This is a genomic window from Ideonella sp. A 288, assembly GCF_002198735.1.
Classification (GTDB): Bacteria; Pseudomonadota; Gammaproteobacteria; order Burkholderiales; family Burkholderiaceae_C; genus Pseudaquabacterium.
In genome coordinates this window covers 24332-41145 of the sequence record NZ_MWLO01000150.1, presented here as the reverse complement: position 1 = coordinate 41145, position 16814 = coordinate 24332, and the positions used below count along the sequence as shown (strand labels likewise).

Here is a 16814-nt window from a genome sequence, read left to right as displayed (position 1 = left end):
GGGCCTGCGCCGCGCGCGGCCCCGCGGCAGCCTCTGGCCGCCGCGCCGCGCTGGCCCGGGCTATCGCGCCTTGACAGTCAGCAGCGCCGACGTGGTCACGCCGTTGGCCGTGGCCCGGACGGTGACGGCCGTGTCCTTGCGCACCCTGGCACTGGTGAGGGTGAAGCGGGCGCTGGTGGCCCCGGCCGGGATGGATACCTTGGCCGGCACCTTGACGACGGTGGTGTTGCTGCTGGACAGCGTGACGGTGACGCCGGCCGCGCTGGTGACGGTCACCGTGGCCGCGGTGCTGTTGCCGCCGACGAGCACGGGCTTGTCGAAGACCAGCGCCTTGGGCTGGGGCGGCAGCGCGGTGGCGTTGGCCGTGATCGCGATCGGCGCCGACGTGGCAGAGGCGCCCTGGTTGTCGGTCACGGTCAGGCGGGCCGCGTAGCTGCCGGCGGCATAGGTGTGCGACGCGCTGGGCCCGGTCGACGACTGCCCGTCGCCGAAGTTCCAGGTGTAGCTGGCGATGCTGCCGTCGGCGTCGGCTGAACCCGTGCTGCTGAAGTAGACGGCCAAAGGCGCCGGCCCAGCGCTGGTCGATGCGGAGGCTGCCGCCGTCGGCGCCACGTTGGGCTGCCCGCTCTGGGGGTAGCGCAGCACGGTCAGCGGCGAGAAGGCCAGCACCACGACGCCGCGGTCGCTGCCCAGCTTCAGGCCCAGGGCCGGTGACGCGGCCGGGGTGACGGCGGCCCAGGCCTGGGTGCCATCCGCCGTGTACTTGACGGTGGCCGCGCTGGCGGCGAAGTAGGTGCTGCCGCTGGCGTCGGTGGTGGCTGCGTTGCCCTGGCCGGTGAGGTAGACCGCGTCGTCGGCGCCCAGCGCCAGGCCGTAGGGCACGTCGTCGATGGGGCTGTCCTGGCCGTAGGTGCGCGACCACAGCAGCCCGCCGTTGGCGTCGAGCTTGAGCGTCAGCCAGTCGTAGCGCACGGCCAGCAGGCTGCCGGTGCTGGTGTTGCCGATGCCGCTGACGACGATGTGGCCGACCGAGTCGACCGCCACGCGCCGGGCGCCACCGCGCGCCGGGTAGACCGACTGCCACAGCGTGTTGAACTGCGCGTCGAGCTTGGCCACCAGGAAGCCCGAACTGCCGGCGCCGGCCACCACCACCTCGCCGCCACGCCCCAACGCGAGGCTCAGCCCGCCGGTGGCGTCGAAGCTCTTCGACACGAGCGGGTTGCCCGCGGCATCGAAGACCACCAGCACCGACTGCGCGGGCACCGCCCCGAAGCCGGTGACGACCACCTGGCCGCCGGGGGTGACGGCCAGCGCCTCGTCGGACACAGAGCTCGCACCGTAGCTGCGGGCCCACAGGCGCAGGCCTGCCGGGCTGAACTTGGTCAGCGTCATCTGCTGGGTGATGGCGCCGGTGCCGCTGGCCTGCGGCGTGCGGCCGAGCACGTAGACGTTGCCCGCAATGTCGGTCCGCACCTGCCAGGCCAGCTCGTTCGGCGTGGCCGTGGCCTGGCGCCAGAGCAGCGTGCCGGCGCCATCGAACTTGGCCACCACCGCGCCCTGCACGGCGCCGGCGGCGTCGACCAGCATGCCGGTGACGATGGCGTTGCCCGCTGCATCGACGGCGACGGCGGTGCTGCGGCTGGCCATGCCGGCGTTGTCGACGCTGCGCTGCCACACCGTGGCGCCGGTGGCGCTGAGCTTGGTCAGCGTCATCGCGGGCGTGGCAGAGGCGCCGCCCGTGCCGGCCACCAGCACCTGGTTGCCGGCATCGAGCGCGATCATCGCGCCGGTGGCGCCGGGCATGTTGACCGACCAGTCGGGCGCGGGCTGGGCCAGGGCGGCCAGGGGCAGCAGCGCCAGCAGGCTGGCCAGGGTGCGCAGGGCCGTGGCCTTGCCGGTGGAACTGTTCATCGGGGTCACCTGTCGAAAATCACCGCATCGGACCTGCCCGCGGCGGGCTTGCCGGGCCGTCGGTCCGGCCGACAGAGCGGCCTGCGGCCGGAAAAGTACGGCGCCGGCCGAACAATATCGCCCGCCGTGCGGCAACGCCCACCCCGGGCCGGCGCCGCACACTGCTACGCTGCAAGCCCTTGCCCCGCCAGGATCTGCCATGGACACCACCCGACTCGGCCACACCGGACTCAGCGTGTCCCGCCTCTGCCTGGGCTGCATGACCTACGGCGTGCCCGACCGCGGCGCTCACCCTTGGACGCTGGACGAGGCCGAGAGCCGCCCGCTGATCCGCCAGGCGGTGGAACTGGGCATCAACTTCTTCGACACCGCCAACGCCTACTCCGACGGCACCTCGGAAGAGATCGTCGGCCGTGCGCTGCGCGACTTTGCCCGGCGCGACGAGATCGTCGTCGCCACCAAGGTGCGCTATGCGTCGCGCCAGGCGCCCAACGTGGGCGGGCTGTCGCGCAAGGCCATCCTGCACGAGATCGACGCCAGCCTGCGCCGCCTGGGCATGGACCATGTCGACCTGTACCAGATCCACCGCTGGGACCCGCACACGCCGATCGAGGAGACGATGGAGGCGCTGCACGACGTGGTCAAGGCGGGCAAGGCGCGCTACCTGGGCGCCTCGTCGATGCACGCCTGGCAGTTTGCCAAGGCCCAGCAGGTGGCCGAGCGGCATGGCTGGACGCGCTTCGTCAGCATGCAGCCCGAGCTGAGCCTGCTGTACCGCGAGGAAGAGCGCGAGATGCTGCCGCTGTGCCGCGACCAGGGCGTGGGCGTCATCCCCTGGAGCCCGCTGGCGCGCGGTCGCCTGGCGCGCCCCTGGGGCCAGCACACGCCGCGCATCGCCACCGATGTGTTCGGCGCCGGGCTGTTCGCGCACACCGAGGACAACGACCGCCGCGTCGCCGAGACGCTGGCCACCGTGGCCGGCCACCGCGGCACGCCGCGGGCGCAGGTGGCGCTGGCCTGGGTGCTGCGCACGCCGGGCGTCACCGCGCCGATCATCGGGGCGTCGAAGCCGGCGCACCTGCTCGACGCGGTGGCGGCGCTGGCCGTTAGGCTGGACGAGGCCGAGGTGGCCGCGCTGGAAGCCCCCTACCTGCCGCACGCGGTGGTCGGATTCGAATAGGACACTGCACCATGGACCTCGAACTCGCGGGCAAGCGCGCCCTGGTCACCGGCGGCAGCCGCGGCATCGGCAAGGCCATCGCGCTGGCGCTGGCGCAGGAGGGCGTGGACGTGGCCCTGCTGGCGCGCGACGCGGCCACGCTGAAGGCGGCCGCGGCTGAACTGGCGGCGCTCACCGGCCGCACGGTGGTCGGCGTGGTCGGCGACACCACGCGCGACGACGCGGTGAAGCAGGCCGTGGCGCAGGCCGTCGGCCTGCTGGGCGGCGGCATCGACATCCTGGTCAACGCCGCGGCCGAGCCCGCCGGCTTCGCCGGCCCGCCGAAGCTCGGCGAGATCACCGGCCCGTTCTTCCACGGCGAACTCGACACCAAGGTGATGGGCTACATCCGCTGCTCGCGCGAGGTGGTGGGCGGCATGCAGGCGCGCGGCTGGGGGCGCATCGTCCACGTCAGCGGCCTGGCCGCGCGGCAGACCGGCAACACCGTCGGCAGCATCCGCAACGTGGCGGTGGCCGCGCTGGCCAAGAACATGGCCGACGAGTTCGGCCCGTCGGGCATCAACGTCACCGTGGTGCACCCGGGCCTGACCCGCACCGAGCGCACCGCGCCGCTGGTGGCGGCACGGGCGGCGGCGCAGGGCGTGTCGGCCGAGGTGGTGGAGGCGCAGATGGCCGCGGGCAACTCGATCCAGCACCTGGTGGATGCCACCGAGGTGGCGCACGTGGTGGTCTTCCTGTGCTCGCCCAAGTCGCGCGCGATCAACGGCGATGCCATCGCCGCGGGCGGCGGCGCGCCGCGCGCCATCCACTACTGACCGCGCCGCGACAGCCGCCGCTCGAGCCACTCGAACAGCGCCTGCGTGGCCAGCGCCATCGCCGCGGCCGGCACGGCGCCGGCCATCAGCGCGGCATGGTCGTTCAGCGCCAGGCCGGTGGCGATGCGCTCGCCGTAGCCGCCGGCGCCGATGAAGGCGGCGATGGTGGCCGTGCCCACGGTGATCACCGCCGCGGTCTTGACGCCGGCCACGATCACCGGCATGGCCAGCGGCAGGTCCACCAGGCGCCAGCGCTGCGCGCGCGTCAGGCCCAGCGACATGGCCGCATCGTGCATGCCCTGCGGGATCTGGCGCAGCCCGGTGGTCACGTTGCGCACGATGGGCAGCAGCGCGTACAGCGACAAGGCCACCAGCGCGGGCACCGTGCCGATGCGCCCGAGCAGCGGGATCAGCATCGCGAACAGCGCCAGCGACGGGATGGTCTGCAGCACGCCGACGACGGCCATCACCGGCTGCTCCAGCGCCGGCCGCTGCGCCGCCAGCATGCCCAGCGGCACGCCCAGCAGCAGGGCTGCGGCCACGGCCACGCCCACCAGCGTCAGGTGCTGCTGCGTCAGCCGCCCCAGGTCGTCGGCCCACAGGCGGCTCCAGAAGCCGCTGCGCTGCGCAGGAGCCGAGGACTGCGGGGTCACGAAGGCCTTGGCGATGGCCTGGAAGCTCAGGCCGCGAAGCTCGGCGTCGCCGTTCATCGCGATCATGCGGGCCGGCGGGATGCGGCCTGCCAGGGCCTCGATCGCGCGCCAGGCCAGCGGCGCCCGCTGCGCCGCGTCCAGCCGGTACAGCAGCACCGCGTCATAGCGTGGAAAGTAGCCGGCGTCGTCCTCCAGAACGGCCAGGCCCAGCGACGCGATCTTGGCGTCGGTGGAGTAGATGTCGGTCACCGCGATGCGGCCGCTGGCCAGCGCGTCGTAGGCGATGCCGTGGTCGATGCCGGTGGGCGACTGGGCCAGGCCGTAGCGCGCCGCCAGGCCCGGCCAGCCGTCGGCGCGGCCCAGGAATTCGTGCGACAGCCCCATCGCCAGGCCGGGGTGCGCCTTCAGGTCGCTGATGCGGCGCACGCCCAGCGCATTGGCCTGTGCCGCGGTCATCGCCAGCGCATAGGTGTTCTGGAAGCCCAGCGGGCCGCTGAGCCCCAGGCCCAGCGCCTGCAGCTGGCGCCGCATCGTCGCCAGGTCGGTGGGCTGCGGGTTCTTCAGGATCTCGGCGTCGACCGTGCCCAGGTACTCGGGGTAGACGTCGATGGCGCCGGCCTTCAGCGCCTCCAGCACCACGGCGGTGTTGCCCAGGCCCGGCTGGTGTCGCGCCTGCGTGTGCTGCGCCGCGGTCTGCGCGACGATCTCGCCCAGGATGTACGACTCGGTGAAGCGCTTGGAGCCGACGGTGAGCGGGCCGTCCGCGGCCTGCGCGGGGGTGGCACCCACCAGCGCACCCACCAGCGCGAAGGTCACCGCGCAGGTCAGCGCCCAGGCGCGCGCGAGGGTGCCAGTGTGCCGGCCGCGCAGGCCCTGGCGGACCTGCGCGCGAAGAGGCCTCCTCAGCGTCGCCATGCCGGACCCGCCCGGGTGGCTCACGCCGCCGGCGGCCGAGCCGGGATGGCCAGCCCGCGGGCCACCGCCGGCCGCGCGAGAAACGCCTGAAGTGCGCGTGCCACGTGCGGGAAATCGCCGAAGCCCACCAGCTCGCCGGCGCCATAGAAGCCGATCAGGTTGTTCACCCACGGGAAGATCGCGATGTCGGCGATGCTGTACTCCTCGCCCATCACCCAGGCGCGCGTGGCCAGGCGCTGGTCCAGCACGCCCAGCAGGCGCCGCGATTCGGCCGCGTAACGGTCGCGCGGGCGCTTGTCCTCGTAGTCCTTGCCGGCGAACTTGTGGAAGAAGCCCAGCTGGCCGAACATCGGCCCGATGCCGCCCATCTGGAACATCAGCCACTGCAGCGTCTCGCAGCGGCCGGCAGCGTCCGGCGGCAGGAAGCGATCGGTCTTCTCGGCCAGGTACCACAGGATCGCGCCCGACTCGAACAGCGCCAGCGGCTGGCCGCCCGGGCCGTCGGGGTCGAGGATGGCCGGGATCTTGTTGTTCGGGTTCAGGCTCAGGAACTCGGGCGAGAGCTGGTCCTGCCGGTCGAAGCTGACCGCGTGCGCCTCGTAGGGCAGGCCGGTCTCCTCCAGCAGGATCGACACCTTCACGCCATTGGGCGTGGGCAGCGAATAGAGCTGCAGGCGATCGGGGTGCGCCGGCGGCCACTTGCGGGTGATGGGGAAGGCGGACAGATCGGTCATGGCGGGCTCGCGACGGGAGAGGGCGGCGCTCCATTCTGCGGCCTGCGCAATCACCCGCCGAGGCAGGTGCATTCGCGGGCGGCGCGCGGTGCTGGCCTCGCCGTCCGCAACAGGCCGCTCGGGCTTGGCCGTGCCGATCTGCCGGGCCGTTGGTCGCCGTGGCCAAGGGTCGCGATGCGGTGCGCGGTATCGTCCGTGCGGTTTGCACGCTGGGTCCGACGACCCCCGCGGATGAGGGGTGACGCCCCCCCGGGTCACGTGTTCCCATCCGTTCGTCTTGGCCATCCGTCGAATCCAAGCGCAGATCCAGCCGTACCAGCAGTCCGCAGTAGCAGTAGTCGAAGCAGTCTTTGCCATCCCTTTCCGGGAGTACTGAATGAAGATGAACACGCTGTCGGGCTGCGCGATGAGGCGCTGCCTCTCGTCGTTGGCCTGTGTCCTGGGTCTGGCCGCGGCCGCATTGCCGGCGCAGGCGGGCCTGTTGCAGGGCTCCGTCACCGTCGGGCTCTTCTCGCCCGGCGGTGTCACCACCGATGGCGGGGCGAACATCATCCCGTTCACGGGTCCGTACACCGACACGGTGAGCGTTGCCGACGGTATCCATGCCAACGACGGGGCGGGCGGGTTTGTCGATACGTCCATCGGTAGCTACATGCTGCCAGGCGAGTTCATCAGCTTCAACGGCGCCAGCGACATCTCGCTGCGCGTGGCCGCCGGGTCGCAGGTCGACCAGGGCACGCTCGATCCGCTGGACGACGTGCTGTCCACGGGCTATCTCGACCTGCTCGCCGACATGGCGCGCTACGAGTTCTCGGGCCTCAGCATCGCCGGCAAGTTGATCACCGGGGTCACGGTCAGCGGCAGCGGCTTTGCGTCGCCGGCCAACCTGGGCAGCCTGGTCCACTTCAATGCCCTCACCCCGGGCAACCTGTCGATCGATCTCGCGTCGATGCTCTTCACGCCCGACATCCGCGGCGCGTTGTTCGCAGGCGGCAACCTGGACATCAACTTCACCACCTGCGACGTCGGCACGCCGGGCTGCGGCCGCGTGATCAACCCGATGCCCGAGCCCGCGTCGCTGGCGCTGGTGCTGATCGCCCTGGCGGGCGCCAGCGCCGTGCGTCGCCGCACCGCCAGACCGGCGCGCTGACCTTGCGCCGCGCGATGCGGCGTGCCCTCAGGAGACTTCGATGGCCGACCCTTTCCTCGGCGAGATCCGTCTCGCCAGCTTTGCCGCGGCCCCGCGCGGCTGGGCGTTGTGCAACGGACAACTGTTGTCGATCAATCAGAACCAGGCGCTGTTCTCGATCCTGGGCACCACCTACGGCGGCGACGGCCGCGTGAACTTCGCACTCCCGGATCTCCGGGCGCGCATGCCGCTGCATTTCGGTGCCAGCATGCCGATCGGCCAGCGCGGCGGCGAAGCGGCGCACACCTTGACCGCGAGCGAGATCCCAGCGCACACCCATGCCTTGATGGCCAGTTCCGACGTTGCCACCGGCGCCTTGCCGGCCAATGCCACGCCGGCGGTCAAGGGGCGCGGCGGCAAGGACATGTACGCCCCCGGCGGTTCGCCGCCCGTGGCCTTGCACCCGTCGGCAATTTCTTCGACCGCCGCGGCCGCGCCGCACGACAACATGCAGCCCTATCTGACGGTGAGCTTCATCATCGCGCTGCAGGGCATCTTTCCCTCCCGCGACTGACGGAGCCCAACCATGAGCGATCCCTACGTGGGCGAAATCCGCATGTTCGCCGGCAATTTTCCGCCCAATGGGTGGGCCTTCTGCGATGGCAGCCTGTTGCCGATCGCCGAGTTCGAGGTCTTGTTCACCCTGGTCGGCACCACCTACGGCGGCGATGGCCAGGCCACCTTCGCACTGCCCGACCTGCGGGGCCGCGTGCCCTTGCACCAGGGCGGTGGCCAGACCATCGGCCAGTCCGGCGGAAGCGAGACGGTGCGCCTGCTGCCGCAGCACAACGGCGCGCACGGCCATGCGCTGGTGGCCACGTCGGCCGCGGCATCGTCCGGTGCCGGCCCGAGCGGCATGCTGGCCTCGTCGGCCACGGCGCAGTACTACGGCAGCGGGCCCGCCACCACGCCGATGATCGCCGATGCGCTGACTGCCGCGGGTGGTGGACAGCCGCACGAGAACATGGCTCCCTTCCTGACGGTGAGCTTCATCATTTCGCTGTTCGGCATCTTCCCGTCCGCCACCTGAGGAGACCGGCATGGACCCCTTCGTCGGAGAGATCCGCATCTTCGCAGGCAACTTCGCGCCGCGGGGCTGGGCCCTGTGCAACGGGCAGTTGCTGCCTATCGTGCAGAACACCGCGCTGTTCTCGTTGCTGGGCACCCAGTACGGCGGCGACGGTCGAGCCACCTTCGCCTTGCCCGACCTGCAGGCGCGCGCACCCATTCACCACGGCCAGGGGCCGGGTCTGTCGCCACGCACCATCGGTGAGTCCGGCGGCGAGGCGGCGGTGGCGCTGACGACGCCGGAGATGCCGTCTCACACGCACGGGCTGTCGGCCGTCGCATCGCCCACCACGGGCGCGGCGTCGGCGGCGGTGGCGCTGTCGCCGATGTCCGGTGGCACGGCGGCCTACCGGCTCGCTGGCAAGCGGGTGGCCATGGACGTGGCCACGGTCGGGGTCAGCGGCGCCGGTGCGCCGCACGAGAACCGGCAGCCCCACCTGGTGGTGAATTTCATCATCGCGCTGCAGGGCGTCTTTCCGCCGCGCAGCTGATCGCTGGCGGGCCCATCGCGATGCGCACGACCCTGCGTCCGGCGGCCCCTGCCGACCGCAGCTTCCTGTTGGCGGCGTATGCACATTCGCGTGCCGATGTGCTGGCGATGGCCGACTGGGACGCAGCCACCTTCGCGTCCTTCATGCAATTGCAGTTCGACGCTCAGGAGCGCGGCTACCGCAGCCGCTTCCCGGCGTCGGTGTGCTCGGTCATCGAGTGCGGTGGCCAGCCCATCGGCCGGCTGTGGGTGGACCACGGCGCCGAGGCGATCCATCTGCTCGACATCACCGTGCTGGCCTCGCACCGTCGGCGCGGTCTGGGCACCGAGTGCCTACTCCGCCTGATGGATCAGGCGCGCGCTGCCGGTCTGCCACTGAGCCTGCAGGTGCTGCATGCGAACCCGGCGCGGCGGCTGTATGCGCGCCTGGGCTTCGTGGCCGAGGCGGAGCACGGTCTGTACACCGCCATGGCCTGGCGCGCCGGGCATCCCGTTCCCATGCAGGAGATCGTTCATGAACAAGCGTGATTTCGTCGTTGGTGGCTGCACCGCACTGGTCGGTGTGGCGGTGCCCGCCGCTGTCTCTGCAGAGGCCGGGCCCGGCGCAGTTGCCGCCCTGCGCGGCCGACGCCTGCCCGACCTGGCCACCGACCAGCGCGGCGCGGCCTGGCAGGCCTACGTGGGACATCGCTTCGAGGTGCGGCACGAAGGCCGACCCGTGGCACTGACGCTCGACGAGGTGCGCATCGACGCGTCCGCGCTCGACGGCCATGAACAGTTCACCCTGCGCTTCAGCAGCGGCGAGGCCTGCGCACTGGGCGCGCGCACCCATGTGCTGGCGCATCGCACCGGGCAGCGGGTGGCCGTCTACCTCGACGCGGGTGCCGCGCCGGGCGAGGTGTCGGGGTCTTATCGCGCGCACTTCAGCCTCATCGACGCGCGCGCGTCCTGAAGGCGCGCGCCCTCGGGCGCAGCCGTCCCCCCAGTTCGAAGCCGACGTCGTGGCCCGCCGTCGTCCGCCCTGCGGATGACCGGGCGCCGGGCCGCGCGCAACCTGCTCCTCACGCACCGCCCCCCGGTGCATCGCGACACCGCGAAAGGAGCTTCCATGACTGTCATCGACGAAGGCCGCAGGGCCGTGCTGGCCCTGCTGGCCAAGGGTGCCACCGCCACCGCGGCGGGTGCGGCCCTGGCCACGCTGGGCGGCTGCGAGAGCCTGCTCGAGCAGATCCGCAACCGGCCCATGCGGCGCGACTGGGCACGCCTGGGCGCCAGTGATCCGGTGAAGGACTGCTATCGCGCCGCGGTAGCTGCCATGAAGGCGCTGCCGGCGTCCGACCCGCGCCACTGGACGAAGCAGGCCACCATCCACCTCGACTGGTGCCCGCACGGCAACTGGTGGTTCCTGCCCTGGCACCGCGGCTACCTGCTGTACTTCGAGCAGATCTGCCGCGAGCTCACCGGCGACAACACCTTCGCGCTGCCCTACTGGAACTGGACCTGCCAGCGCAGCCTGCAGCCGGAGTTCCTGGTGGCCAGTGCGTCGAACACGCTGTTCGACGCCACGCGCAACAGCGGCGTCAACCCGCCGCCGCCGATGTCGGACTTCAACGTCGGCCCGGCCGTGATGTCGGCCATCCTGGCCGAGACCAACTTCCTGATCTTCGGCAGCGGCAAGGTGCTGGGCCAGCGCGACCGCACCACGCAGGGCCCGCTCGAGTCGAACCCGCACAACTCGGTGCACGGCACGGTGGGCGGCTCGGGCAACTTCGGCAGCTTCATGTCGCCGCTGGACCCGATCTTCTGGTTGCACCACGGCATGGTCGAGCGCGTGTGGTGGGAGTGGAACGTGGTGCGCGGCCATGCCAACACCAACGACCCGGCCTGGGCCAACATGCGCTTCGACAACCAGTTCGTCGACCGCAGCGGCGCGCCGGTGCAGACCAGCGTGGGCCTGCTCAACCTGGCGCCGCTGCTGAGCTACCGCTACGACACCTCGCCCTTCGACCGCTGCGGCATCCCGCTGGGGGACCGCCTGGAGGTCGACAAGGCGGTGCTGCGCCGGCTGCTCGAGGAGGGCGGCCGAGCCGAACTCGAGACGGTGCGCCGCGTGGGCGCGTCCAGACCCACCGAACTGGCCGTGGGCGACCGGGCCACCGAGGTGCTGCGGGTGCGCGACCCGGCGGTGTCGGCCAACGCCACGCTGGGCCCGGACGACCGCGTGCTGCTGCGCCTGACCGAGCTGGAGCAGCCGGCCACCGGCGACTTCTTCGTGCGCGTGTTCGTGAACCTGCCCGGCGCCAGTGCGGCCACCGGCGTCGACGACCCGCACTACGCCGGCAGCTTCGCGTTCTTCAACGACCCCAACGCGCACCATGGCGGGCATGTGCATGGCAACGCGGCGGTGATGGTGGACGCGACCGAGGCCGTCCGCCGGCTGCGCCGCCTGGGCGAGATCGGTGCCGATGGCGAGCTGAGCGTGCAGCTCATCGCCACGCCCTTCGGTGGCCGCCCGCCGCGTCAGGCCCGGCTGGCCATCGGGCAGGTCGAGCTGCAACTGGCGCGCAGCCGGGCGCCGGCGCCGCTGTTCATGCCCAAGGGGCCCGCGCAGTGACAGGGCGGGCGGGCACCGCGCTGCGGGCGTGGGCCCCCGGGGCCCTGGCGCTCGCGCTGGCAGCCTGCGCGGCGGGCGCAGCCGGCGACGCGCCGCGCCCGGCGGCGGATGGGGTGCCAGGTGCCGTGCCGGGTGCGCTGCCGGCCCTGGCCGCGCCAGGGCTGGCGCAGGCGGTGCTCGGGCCGGGGCCACCGGGGTCGACGGCCCTGCAACTGTCCATCGGCGCGGTGGTGAACCCGACGCGTGCACCGGTCAGCCTGGTGGTGTCGATCGTCGAGGCCGGCCGAGCGCCGCGGGCGCACGCGGTCGGCGTGGTGAGCCTGTTCCCCAGCGACCAGCCGGCCCGCTTCGTGCTGCGCCTGCCGCCGTCGTGGCAGCCGCCGCGCGGCGACGGCGGCGCCGTGCGGCCACCGGCGACGGTGGTGCTGTCGGTCGCGGGCCCGGCACCAACGCAACTGGTGCTGGGCGAGGTCGAGGCGCGGCTGGTCGCCGAGCCGCGGTGACGGCCCCGCCGCCGTGAGGGTGGCGATCAGCCCGGGGCGGGCGCGTCGCCGTGGGCCGCGTCCACGGTCGCGGCCAGCACCTGCTGCACGACGCCGCCCAACTGCTCGAGCGTGTACTCCTTCTGCATCACCAGGCGCACGCCGGCCTGGGTGGCCGATGACAGCAGGTCGTCCGACACGTAGCCCGAGGTGATGACCACCGGCAGGTCGGGGCGCAGGGCGGCCACCTCGCGGGCGATGTCCAGGCCCGACAGGCCGGGCATGTTGTAGTCGGTGACCACCAGGTCGAACGCCCCGGGCTGCGCGCGCAGGGCCTCCATCGCGGTGCGTGGGTCCTCGAGGCCGGTGACGCAGTGGCCGGCGCTTTGCAGCAATCCCTGCACCGTCACGACCATCACCGGGTCGTCGTCGATGTACAGCACCCGCGCGGCGCGGGCGATGCCGGCATCGCCCGGGCTCGCCGGCAGTGCGGCGCGGTCGGTCGGCAGGGCGCGTGGCGGCAGGGCCGGCCCGGGTGGCAGCGCCGGCAGCAGCGGCAGGAGGATGCTGAAGCGGCTGCCCTGGCCCGGCGTGCTCTGGGCGGTGATGGTGCCGTGGTGCGTCGCCACGATCCCGTGCACCACCGCCAGCCCGAGGCCCGTGCCCTGGCCGGTGGCCTTGGTGGTGAAGAAGGGCTCGAACACCCGCGCCCGCGTGGTGTCGTCCATGCCGCAGCCGGTGTCGCTGACCCACAGGTGCGCATGCTCGCCCGGCCTGAGGCCCAGGCGCTGGGCCTCTGCCGCGTCGAGCGTGGCCAGCTCGAGCCCCACGACGATGCGGCCGGCCTGGCCCTCCAGCGCATGCCAGGCGTTGGTGCACAGGTTGATCAGCACCTGCTGGATCTGCGTGGCGTCCATGCCCACGTTCATCGGCCTGTCGGTGAGCGACAGCTCCAGTGCCGCCAGCGCCGGCAGGAGCGGTCGCAACAGCCCCACCGACTCTTCCACCAGCGGCCGCAGTGGCTGGCTCAGCAGGCGCTGCGGCTGGCGGCGGCTGAAGGCCAGGATCTGCTGCACCAGGCTGCGTGCGCGCACGGCGGCCTTGCTGATCTGCTCGAGGCTCGTTTGCGCCTCCGAGGCCGCGCCGGCCTGCTGCCGCGCCAGTGCCACGTTGCCCAGGATGGCGGCAAGGATGTTGTTGAAATCGTGCGCGATGCCGCCGGCCAGCGTGCCCACCGCTTCCATCTTCTGCGATTCGCGCAACTGCAGCTCGAGCCGGGCGCGCGTGGCGTCGGCCTGCTTGCGCTCGGTGATGTCGGTGACCATGGCCAGCGAGCCGATCGGCTGACCGGCGCTGTCGGTGATCGGGCTGGACGCCACCGAGGCCCACAGCAGTGCACCGTCGCGCCGGCGCAGGGCGATCTCGCGGCGCGGGGTGCCCGTGCCCGTCGGCTCGGGCTCGGTGGGCGTGGCCTGCCCGCGCCAGGGCGGTTCGATGAAGTCATCGCGGGGGCGCCCGATCAACTCGTCGGCCGGGCAGCCCAGCAGCCGCGCCATCGTCGGGTTGACGAAGGACGTGCGGCCCTGCGCGTCGGTCAGCCAGATGCCCTCGTCGGCCGTCTCGACGATGCGGCGATAGCGCTCCTCGCTGGCCTGCAGCTCGCGGGTCATGGCCCCGGCAATGGCATGGGCGCGCGCGCGGCCGCTCACCAGCTGGCGCGTCAGCAGTGCCAGCAGCACGCTGAAGCCGATGCCGGCGAGGGCGATGGCCCGCGCCGTGTCGCCGCCATGGTGCTGTGCGAACGACGGCTTCGCCGACACCTTCACGGTCCAGGTGTGGCCGGCCAGGCCGACGTACTCCAGCGCTTCGAGGGCGTCCCCGGGCGGCGCCAGCCGCGCCACCGTGCGGGCGGACGAGCCCGCACGGGATCCGCCGTTCGTCGGTTCGGCCGGCGCTGCCGACACGTCGTCGGTCTCGGTGCCGGTCTGGTACATCAGCGACTGCTCGCCCAGGGCCACGCCATCGTGCACCTGCACGTCGAGGCCGGGCATGCCCTCGCCGTGCAGGCTGGCCATCAGGTCGGCCATGCGGATGTTGGCGTACACCCAGCCGGTCAGCGCGGCGCGGCGGGCGGCCGCGCTGTCCAGCGGCCGTCCGGCGGCGTACACCGGCAGGAACATCACGAAGCCGAATTGCGGGCCGCGGCCGGGGTCGGAGCGCGACACCTGGCGACGCGTGATGCCCAAGCCGCCGGAATCCCGCGCCAGCTCCATGGCCAGGCGGCGGTCGAGGTCGGCCGACAGGTTCGTGCCGATCTCCTGCAGGTGGCGCGCGGTGGACGGGGCGACCAGCACCACCGGCGCCGAGCCCTGGCCATCGCCCGGCGCCCACCGGGCGTGGCCGAGCATCTGGATGCCGGCGAATTCGGCACCCGCCGACAGCGCATCGACATAGGCACCGAAGCGACCTTGGTCGACCTGGCCGGCGGCCGCGAACAGACCTTGCGCGCCGCGCAGGATCTGTTCGTAGCTGGCCAGGCGCTGCCCGATGCGGCCGGCGGTGTGGCGCACGCCGAAGTCGAAGTCGGTGACCAGCGCGCGCTGCGTGCCCTGCCGGTCGTGCGCCCACAGCCAGCCCGTGATCGACAGCGACAACGCGCAGACGGCCCAGGGCAACGCGGACAGCAGCGGGGGCTTCAGGGGCATCGCGGGGCGCAGGGCCTGTTCACATGCGGCGGGACGGCCAGTGCAGTGTTCGATGCCATGCAGCAACTGAGAAAACCGATGGATTTGTCGTCCTGGCTAGGCGCAAACCACAGCGATGCCCAGTGGCATCGCGAGGATTTGCAACAACGCCAGGGCGGCAAAGACGCGGTTTGATGTGCTGCATGGTGTCGAACACTGCACTAGAACCGGGTCATCGACCGCGCCAGGTCTGCGCTGAAGTGCTTTTCGAAGATGCGCTGCACCGTGCCGTCGGCCCGCATGCCGTCCACCAGCGCCCGCCAGGCGGCCTGCTGCGCAGGCGCCAGGGCCTTCTTCGACATGATCAGCCCGTGCGGCACCGGCGGGTCGTCGAACTCGAGGATCGTCGTCAGCTCGCGCAGGGTGCCGCTTTCCACCGCCGGGTAATCGAAGGGCTCGATGATCATGGCCTGCACGCGGTTGTCGATCAGGATCTGGTAGAGCGAATCCAGGTGCGTGGCATAGCTGACCCGACGCTCGGCGTCGAGCCGGTCGACCAGGCGGTTGCCCGTGGCGCTGTAGCGAAAGCCGCGGATCGCGCCGAGCCTGAGCGCCGCGTTGCCCTCGAAATCGGCCAGCCGGCGGATGTGGGCGTCGTTGCGCACCAGCAGGTGGTACTTGTTGGAAAAGTACCACGCAAACGACGCGAACTCGTCACGGGCCCGGTTGCCGATGCCCGACAGGCTGAAGTCCAGCGCGCCGGACTCGATCAACTGCCAGATGCGCGCCCGCGGCATCACTGTGACACCCACCTTGCAACCGCTGCGCCGGATCAGTTCGTCGGCGACATCCTTGTCGATGCCCTCGCCGGTCTGGCTGGAATACAGCAGGCCGTGGTCGTGCAGGGCCAGGCTCAGCGGGCGGCTGCAATCGGGCTTGTCGGCGGCCCATGCGGGGTGCGCCATGGCAAGGGCCAGGGCCAGGCCCATGAACAGCCGAACCAGCGTGGACATGACCGAGGTCTCCAGGGTTGAGCCGCGATCAGCTTACTGCATCGCCCGCCGGTGCTGGCGCCGTGGGGGGCGGGTGGCGGGCCCGAAGGGGGCAAACCCGGGACATCCGCCACGCGCGGCAGGGCGGCGTGCGGCGGCGCCGGACCGACCGGCCGGATCAGATGTCGTCGGCGAACGCGCCGGTCAGGGTGGGTGCCAGGTCGAAGCCGTAGTGCTCGGCCAGGCGCGACCAGGCGTCTTCGGCGGTCTCGACGAAGTGGAACAGGCCCAGGTCGGGGGCGCTGATCATGCCGGTGTCCACCAGGTGCTGGAAGTCGATGAGCCTTTCCCAGAAGTCGCGCCCGAACAGCAGGATCGGCCGGCGGCGGCTCTTGCCGGTCTGGATCAGCGTCATGGTCTCGAACAGCTCGTCCAGCGTGCCAAAGCCGCCCGGGAAGCACACCAGTGCGATGCTGCGCATCAGGAAATGCATCTTGCGCAGCGCGAAGTAATGGAACTGGAAGCACAGCTCCGGCGTGATGTAGGGGTTGGGCGCCTGCTCGTGCGGCAGGACGATGTTCAGCCCGATGCTCTTGCCGCCCACCTCGTGTGCGCCGCGGTTGCCGGCCTCCATGATGCCGGGGCCACCGCCGGTGACCACGTAGATGGGCGTGTCCAGCGTGCGCGAGCGTTCGGTCACCAGTGCGGCGAAGCGCCGAGCCTCGTCGTAGTAGCCGCTCATGGCCAGCTGCATCTCGGCGCGGCGCACCGCCGCGGGGTCGCCGCCGGCCTGCGCGTCGGCCAGGCGCTCGCGGGCCACGTCCGGCGGCTGGATGCGGGCCGAGCCGAAGATGACGATCGTCGACTCGATGCCCTGCTCGGCCTGCACCAGCTCGGGCTTGAGCAGCTCCAGCTGCATGCGCACCGGCCGCAGTTCCTCGCGCAGCAGGAAGTCGGTGTCGGTGAAGGCCAGGCGGTAGGCGCTCTCCGGGCCACCGTACAGCGACAGTGGCGCGGCGGTCTGCGCGTCCTCTTCGGCGCTGGGAAAGTTGCGGGCGGTGAGGTCGTCGTGCTTGGCGTTCATGGG

Annotated in this window: 16 protein-coding genes; 10 read left to right on the top strand and 6 right to left on the bottom strand. The window is 72.0% G+C overall.

What is annotated here, in order from left to right; translation table 11 throughout:
* Window positions 1–60 precede the first annotated feature (60 nt).
* On the bottom strand, window positions 61–1911 hold the full coding sequence (locus tag EOINJALH_RS32425) for a PKD domain-containing protein (protein WP_199873481.1): 1851 nt from the start codon (window positions 1909–1911) through the stop codon (window positions 61–63).
* A gap of 199 nt (window positions 1912–2110) precedes the next feature.
* On the opposite strand from EOINJALH_RS32425, the gene EOINJALH_RS26085 reads away from it, so the two are divergent.
* Entirely contained in the window at window positions 2111–3091 is a 981-nt protein-coding gene (locus EOINJALH_RS26085; RefSeq protein ID WP_088285711.1) for an aldo/keto reductase, read from the top strand.
* A gap of 11 nt (window positions 3092–3102) precedes the next feature.
* Window positions 3103–3906 carry an SDR family NAD(P)-dependent oxidoreductase gene (locus EOINJALH_RS26080; RefSeq protein ID WP_088285709.1) on the top strand — a complete coding sequence of 268 codons (804 nt, stop codon included), beginning with the start codon at window positions 3103–3105 and terminating at the stop codon, window positions 3904–3906.
* Here the strand turns inward: EOINJALH_RS26080 and EOINJALH_RS26075 are convergent.
* Window positions 3900–5375 carry a glycine betaine ABC transporter substrate-binding protein gene (locus EOINJALH_RS26075; protein WP_234414052.1) on the bottom strand — a complete coding sequence of 492 codons (1476 nt, stop codon included), beginning with the start codon at window positions 5373–5375 and terminating at the stop codon, window positions 3900–3902. The two genes, EOINJALH_RS26080 and EOINJALH_RS26075, sit on opposite strands and share 7 nt — an antisense overlap.
* Window positions 5376–5494: 119 nt before the next feature.
* Window positions 5495–6208: a glutathione S-transferase N-terminal domain-containing protein gene (locus EOINJALH_RS26070; protein WP_088285705.1), complete on the bottom strand. Its 714-nt coding sequence runs from the start codon at window positions 6206–6208 to the stop codon at window positions 5495–5497.
* A 376-nt stretch (window positions 6209–6584) separates the two neighbouring features.
* On the opposite strand from EOINJALH_RS26070, the gene EOINJALH_RS26065 reads away from it, so the two are divergent.
* The 8 genes from EOINJALH_RS26065 to EOINJALH_RS26030 all read left to right on the top strand — a co-directional run bounded on the left by EOINJALH_RS26065 (window position 6585) and on the right by EOINJALH_RS26030 (window position 12072).
* Window positions 6585–7358, top strand: a complete 774-nt coding sequence (locus tag EOINJALH_RS26065) for a PEP-CTERM sorting domain-containing protein (RefSeq protein ID WP_088285703.1) — start codon at window positions 6585–6587, stop codon at window positions 7356–7358.
* Between the two features lie 40 nt (window positions 7359–7398).
* Complete coding sequence (locus tag EOINJALH_RS26060) at window positions 7399–7911, top strand: phage tail protein (RefSeq protein ID WP_088285701.1); 513 nt, start codon at window positions 7399–7401, stop codon at window positions 7909–7911.
* A gap of 12 nt (window positions 7912–7923) precedes the next feature.
* Window positions 7924–8427: a phage tail protein gene (locus tag EOINJALH_RS26055; protein ID WP_088285699.1), complete on the top strand. Its 504-nt coding sequence runs from the start codon at window positions 7924–7926 to the stop codon at window positions 8425–8427.
* A 10-nt stretch (window positions 8428–8437) separates the two neighbouring features.
* Entirely contained in the window at window positions 8438–8956 is a 519-nt protein-coding gene (locus tag EOINJALH_RS26050; protein ID WP_088285697.1) for a phage tail protein, read from the top strand.
* A 20-nt stretch (window positions 8957–8976) separates the two neighbouring features.
* Window positions 8977–9483: a GNAT family N-acetyltransferase gene (locus EOINJALH_RS26045; RefSeq protein WP_088285695.1), complete on the top strand. Its 507-nt coding sequence runs from the start codon at window positions 8977–8979 to the stop codon at window positions 9481–9483.
* Entirely contained in the window at window positions 9470–9907 is a 438-nt protein-coding gene (locus tag EOINJALH_RS32035; protein ID WP_088285693.1) for a DUF6916 family protein, read from the top strand. Before EOINJALH_RS26045 ends, EOINJALH_RS32035 begins: the two co-directional genes overlap by 14 nt.
* 156 nt (window positions 9908–10063) lie before the next feature.
* The gene (locus tag EOINJALH_RS26035) at window positions 10064–11569 is read left to right on the top strand and encodes a tyrosinase family protein (RefSeq protein ID WP_158219903.1); all 1506 of its coding nucleotides are present in this window, start codon (window positions 10064–10066) and stop codon (window positions 11567–11569) included.
* 113 nt (window positions 11570–11682) lie between these two features.
* Window positions 11683–12072, top strand: a complete 390-nt coding sequence (locus tag EOINJALH_RS26030; protein ID WP_144290175.1) for a hypothetical protein — start codon at window positions 11683–11685, stop codon at window positions 12070–12072.
* Window positions 12073–12098: 26 nt separating this feature from the next.
* Here EOINJALH_RS26030 and EOINJALH_RS26025 read toward each other — a convergent pair whose 3' ends face one another.
* The 3 genes from EOINJALH_RS26025 to EOINJALH_RS26015 all read right to left on the bottom strand — a co-directional run bounded on the left by EOINJALH_RS26025 (window position 12099) and on the right by EOINJALH_RS26015 (window position 16811).
* On the bottom strand, window positions 12099–14756 hold the full coding sequence (locus EOINJALH_RS26025) for a CHASE domain-containing protein (RefSeq protein ID WP_144290174.1): 2658 nt from the start codon (window positions 14754–14756) through the stop codon (window positions 12099–12101).
* Between the two features lie 200 nt (window positions 14757–14956).
* Window positions 14957–15748: a substrate-binding periplasmic protein gene (locus tag EOINJALH_RS26020; protein WP_404872800.1), complete on the bottom strand. Its 792-nt coding sequence runs from the start codon at window positions 15746–15748 to the stop codon at window positions 14957–14959.
* Window positions 15749–15905: 157 nt separating this feature from the next.
* Complete coding sequence (locus tag EOINJALH_RS26015) at window positions 15906–16811, bottom strand: TIGR00730 family Rossman fold protein (RefSeq protein ID WP_088285685.1); 906 nt, start codon at window positions 16809–16811, stop codon at window positions 15906–15908.
* Between the last annotated feature and the right edge of the window lie 3 nt (window positions 16812–16814).

Bases quoted from the DNA above. Each gene is read 5' to 3' on its own strand.
- EOINJALH_RS32425 (WP_199873481.1), bottom strand. From the start codon at position 1,911: ATGAACAGTTCCACCGGCAAGGCCACGGCCCTGCGCACCCTGGCCAGC.
- EOINJALH_RS26085 (WP_088285711.1), top strand. From the start codon at position 2,111: ATGGACACCACCCGACTCGGCCACACCGGACTCAGCGTGTCCCGCCTC.
- EOINJALH_RS26080 (WP_088285709.1), top strand. From the start codon at position 3,103: ATGGACCTCGAACTCGCGGGCAAGCGCGCCCTGGTCACCGGCGGCAGC.
- EOINJALH_RS26020 (WP_404872800.1), bottom strand. From the start codon at position 15,748: ATGTCCACGCTGGTTCGGCTGTTCATGGGCCTGGCCCTGGCCCTTGCC.
- EOINJALH_RS26025 (WP_144290174.1), bottom strand. From the start codon at position 14,756: ATGCCCCTGAAGCCCCCGCTGCTGTCCGCGTTGCCCTGGGCCGTCTGC.
- EOINJALH_RS26015 (WP_088285685.1), bottom strand. From the start codon at position 16,811: ATGAACGCCAAGCACGACGACCTCACCGCCCGCAACTTTCCCAGCGCC.
- EOINJALH_RS26050 (WP_088285697.1), top strand. From the start codon at position 8,438: ATGGACCCCTTCGTCGGAGAGATCCGCATCTTCGCAGGCAACTTCGCG.
- EOINJALH_RS26060 (WP_088285701.1), top strand. From the start codon at position 7,399: ATGGCCGACCCTTTCCTCGGCGAGATCCGTCTCGCCAGCTTTGCCGCG.
- EOINJALH_RS26045 (WP_088285695.1), top strand. From the start codon at position 8,977: ATGCGCACGACCCTGCGTCCGGCGGCCCCTGCCGACCGCAGCTTCCTG.
- EOINJALH_RS32035 (WP_088285693.1), top strand. From the start codon at position 9,470: ATGAACAAGCGTGATTTCGTCGTTGGTGGCTGCACCGCACTGGTCGGT.
- EOINJALH_RS26055 (WP_088285699.1), top strand. From the start codon at position 7,924: ATGAGCGATCCCTACGTGGGCGAAATCCGCATGTTCGCCGGCAATTTT.
- EOINJALH_RS26070 (WP_088285705.1), bottom strand. From the start codon at position 6,208: ATGACCGATCTGTCCGCCTTCCCCATCACCCGCAAGTGGCCGCCGGCG.
- EOINJALH_RS26065 (WP_088285703.1), top strand. From the start codon at position 6,585: ATGAAGATGAACACGCTGTCGGGCTGCGCGATGAGGCGCTGCCTCTCG.
- EOINJALH_RS26035 (WP_158219903.1), top strand. From the start codon at position 10,064: ATGACTGTCATCGACGAAGGCCGCAGGGCCGTGCTGGCCCTGCTGGCC.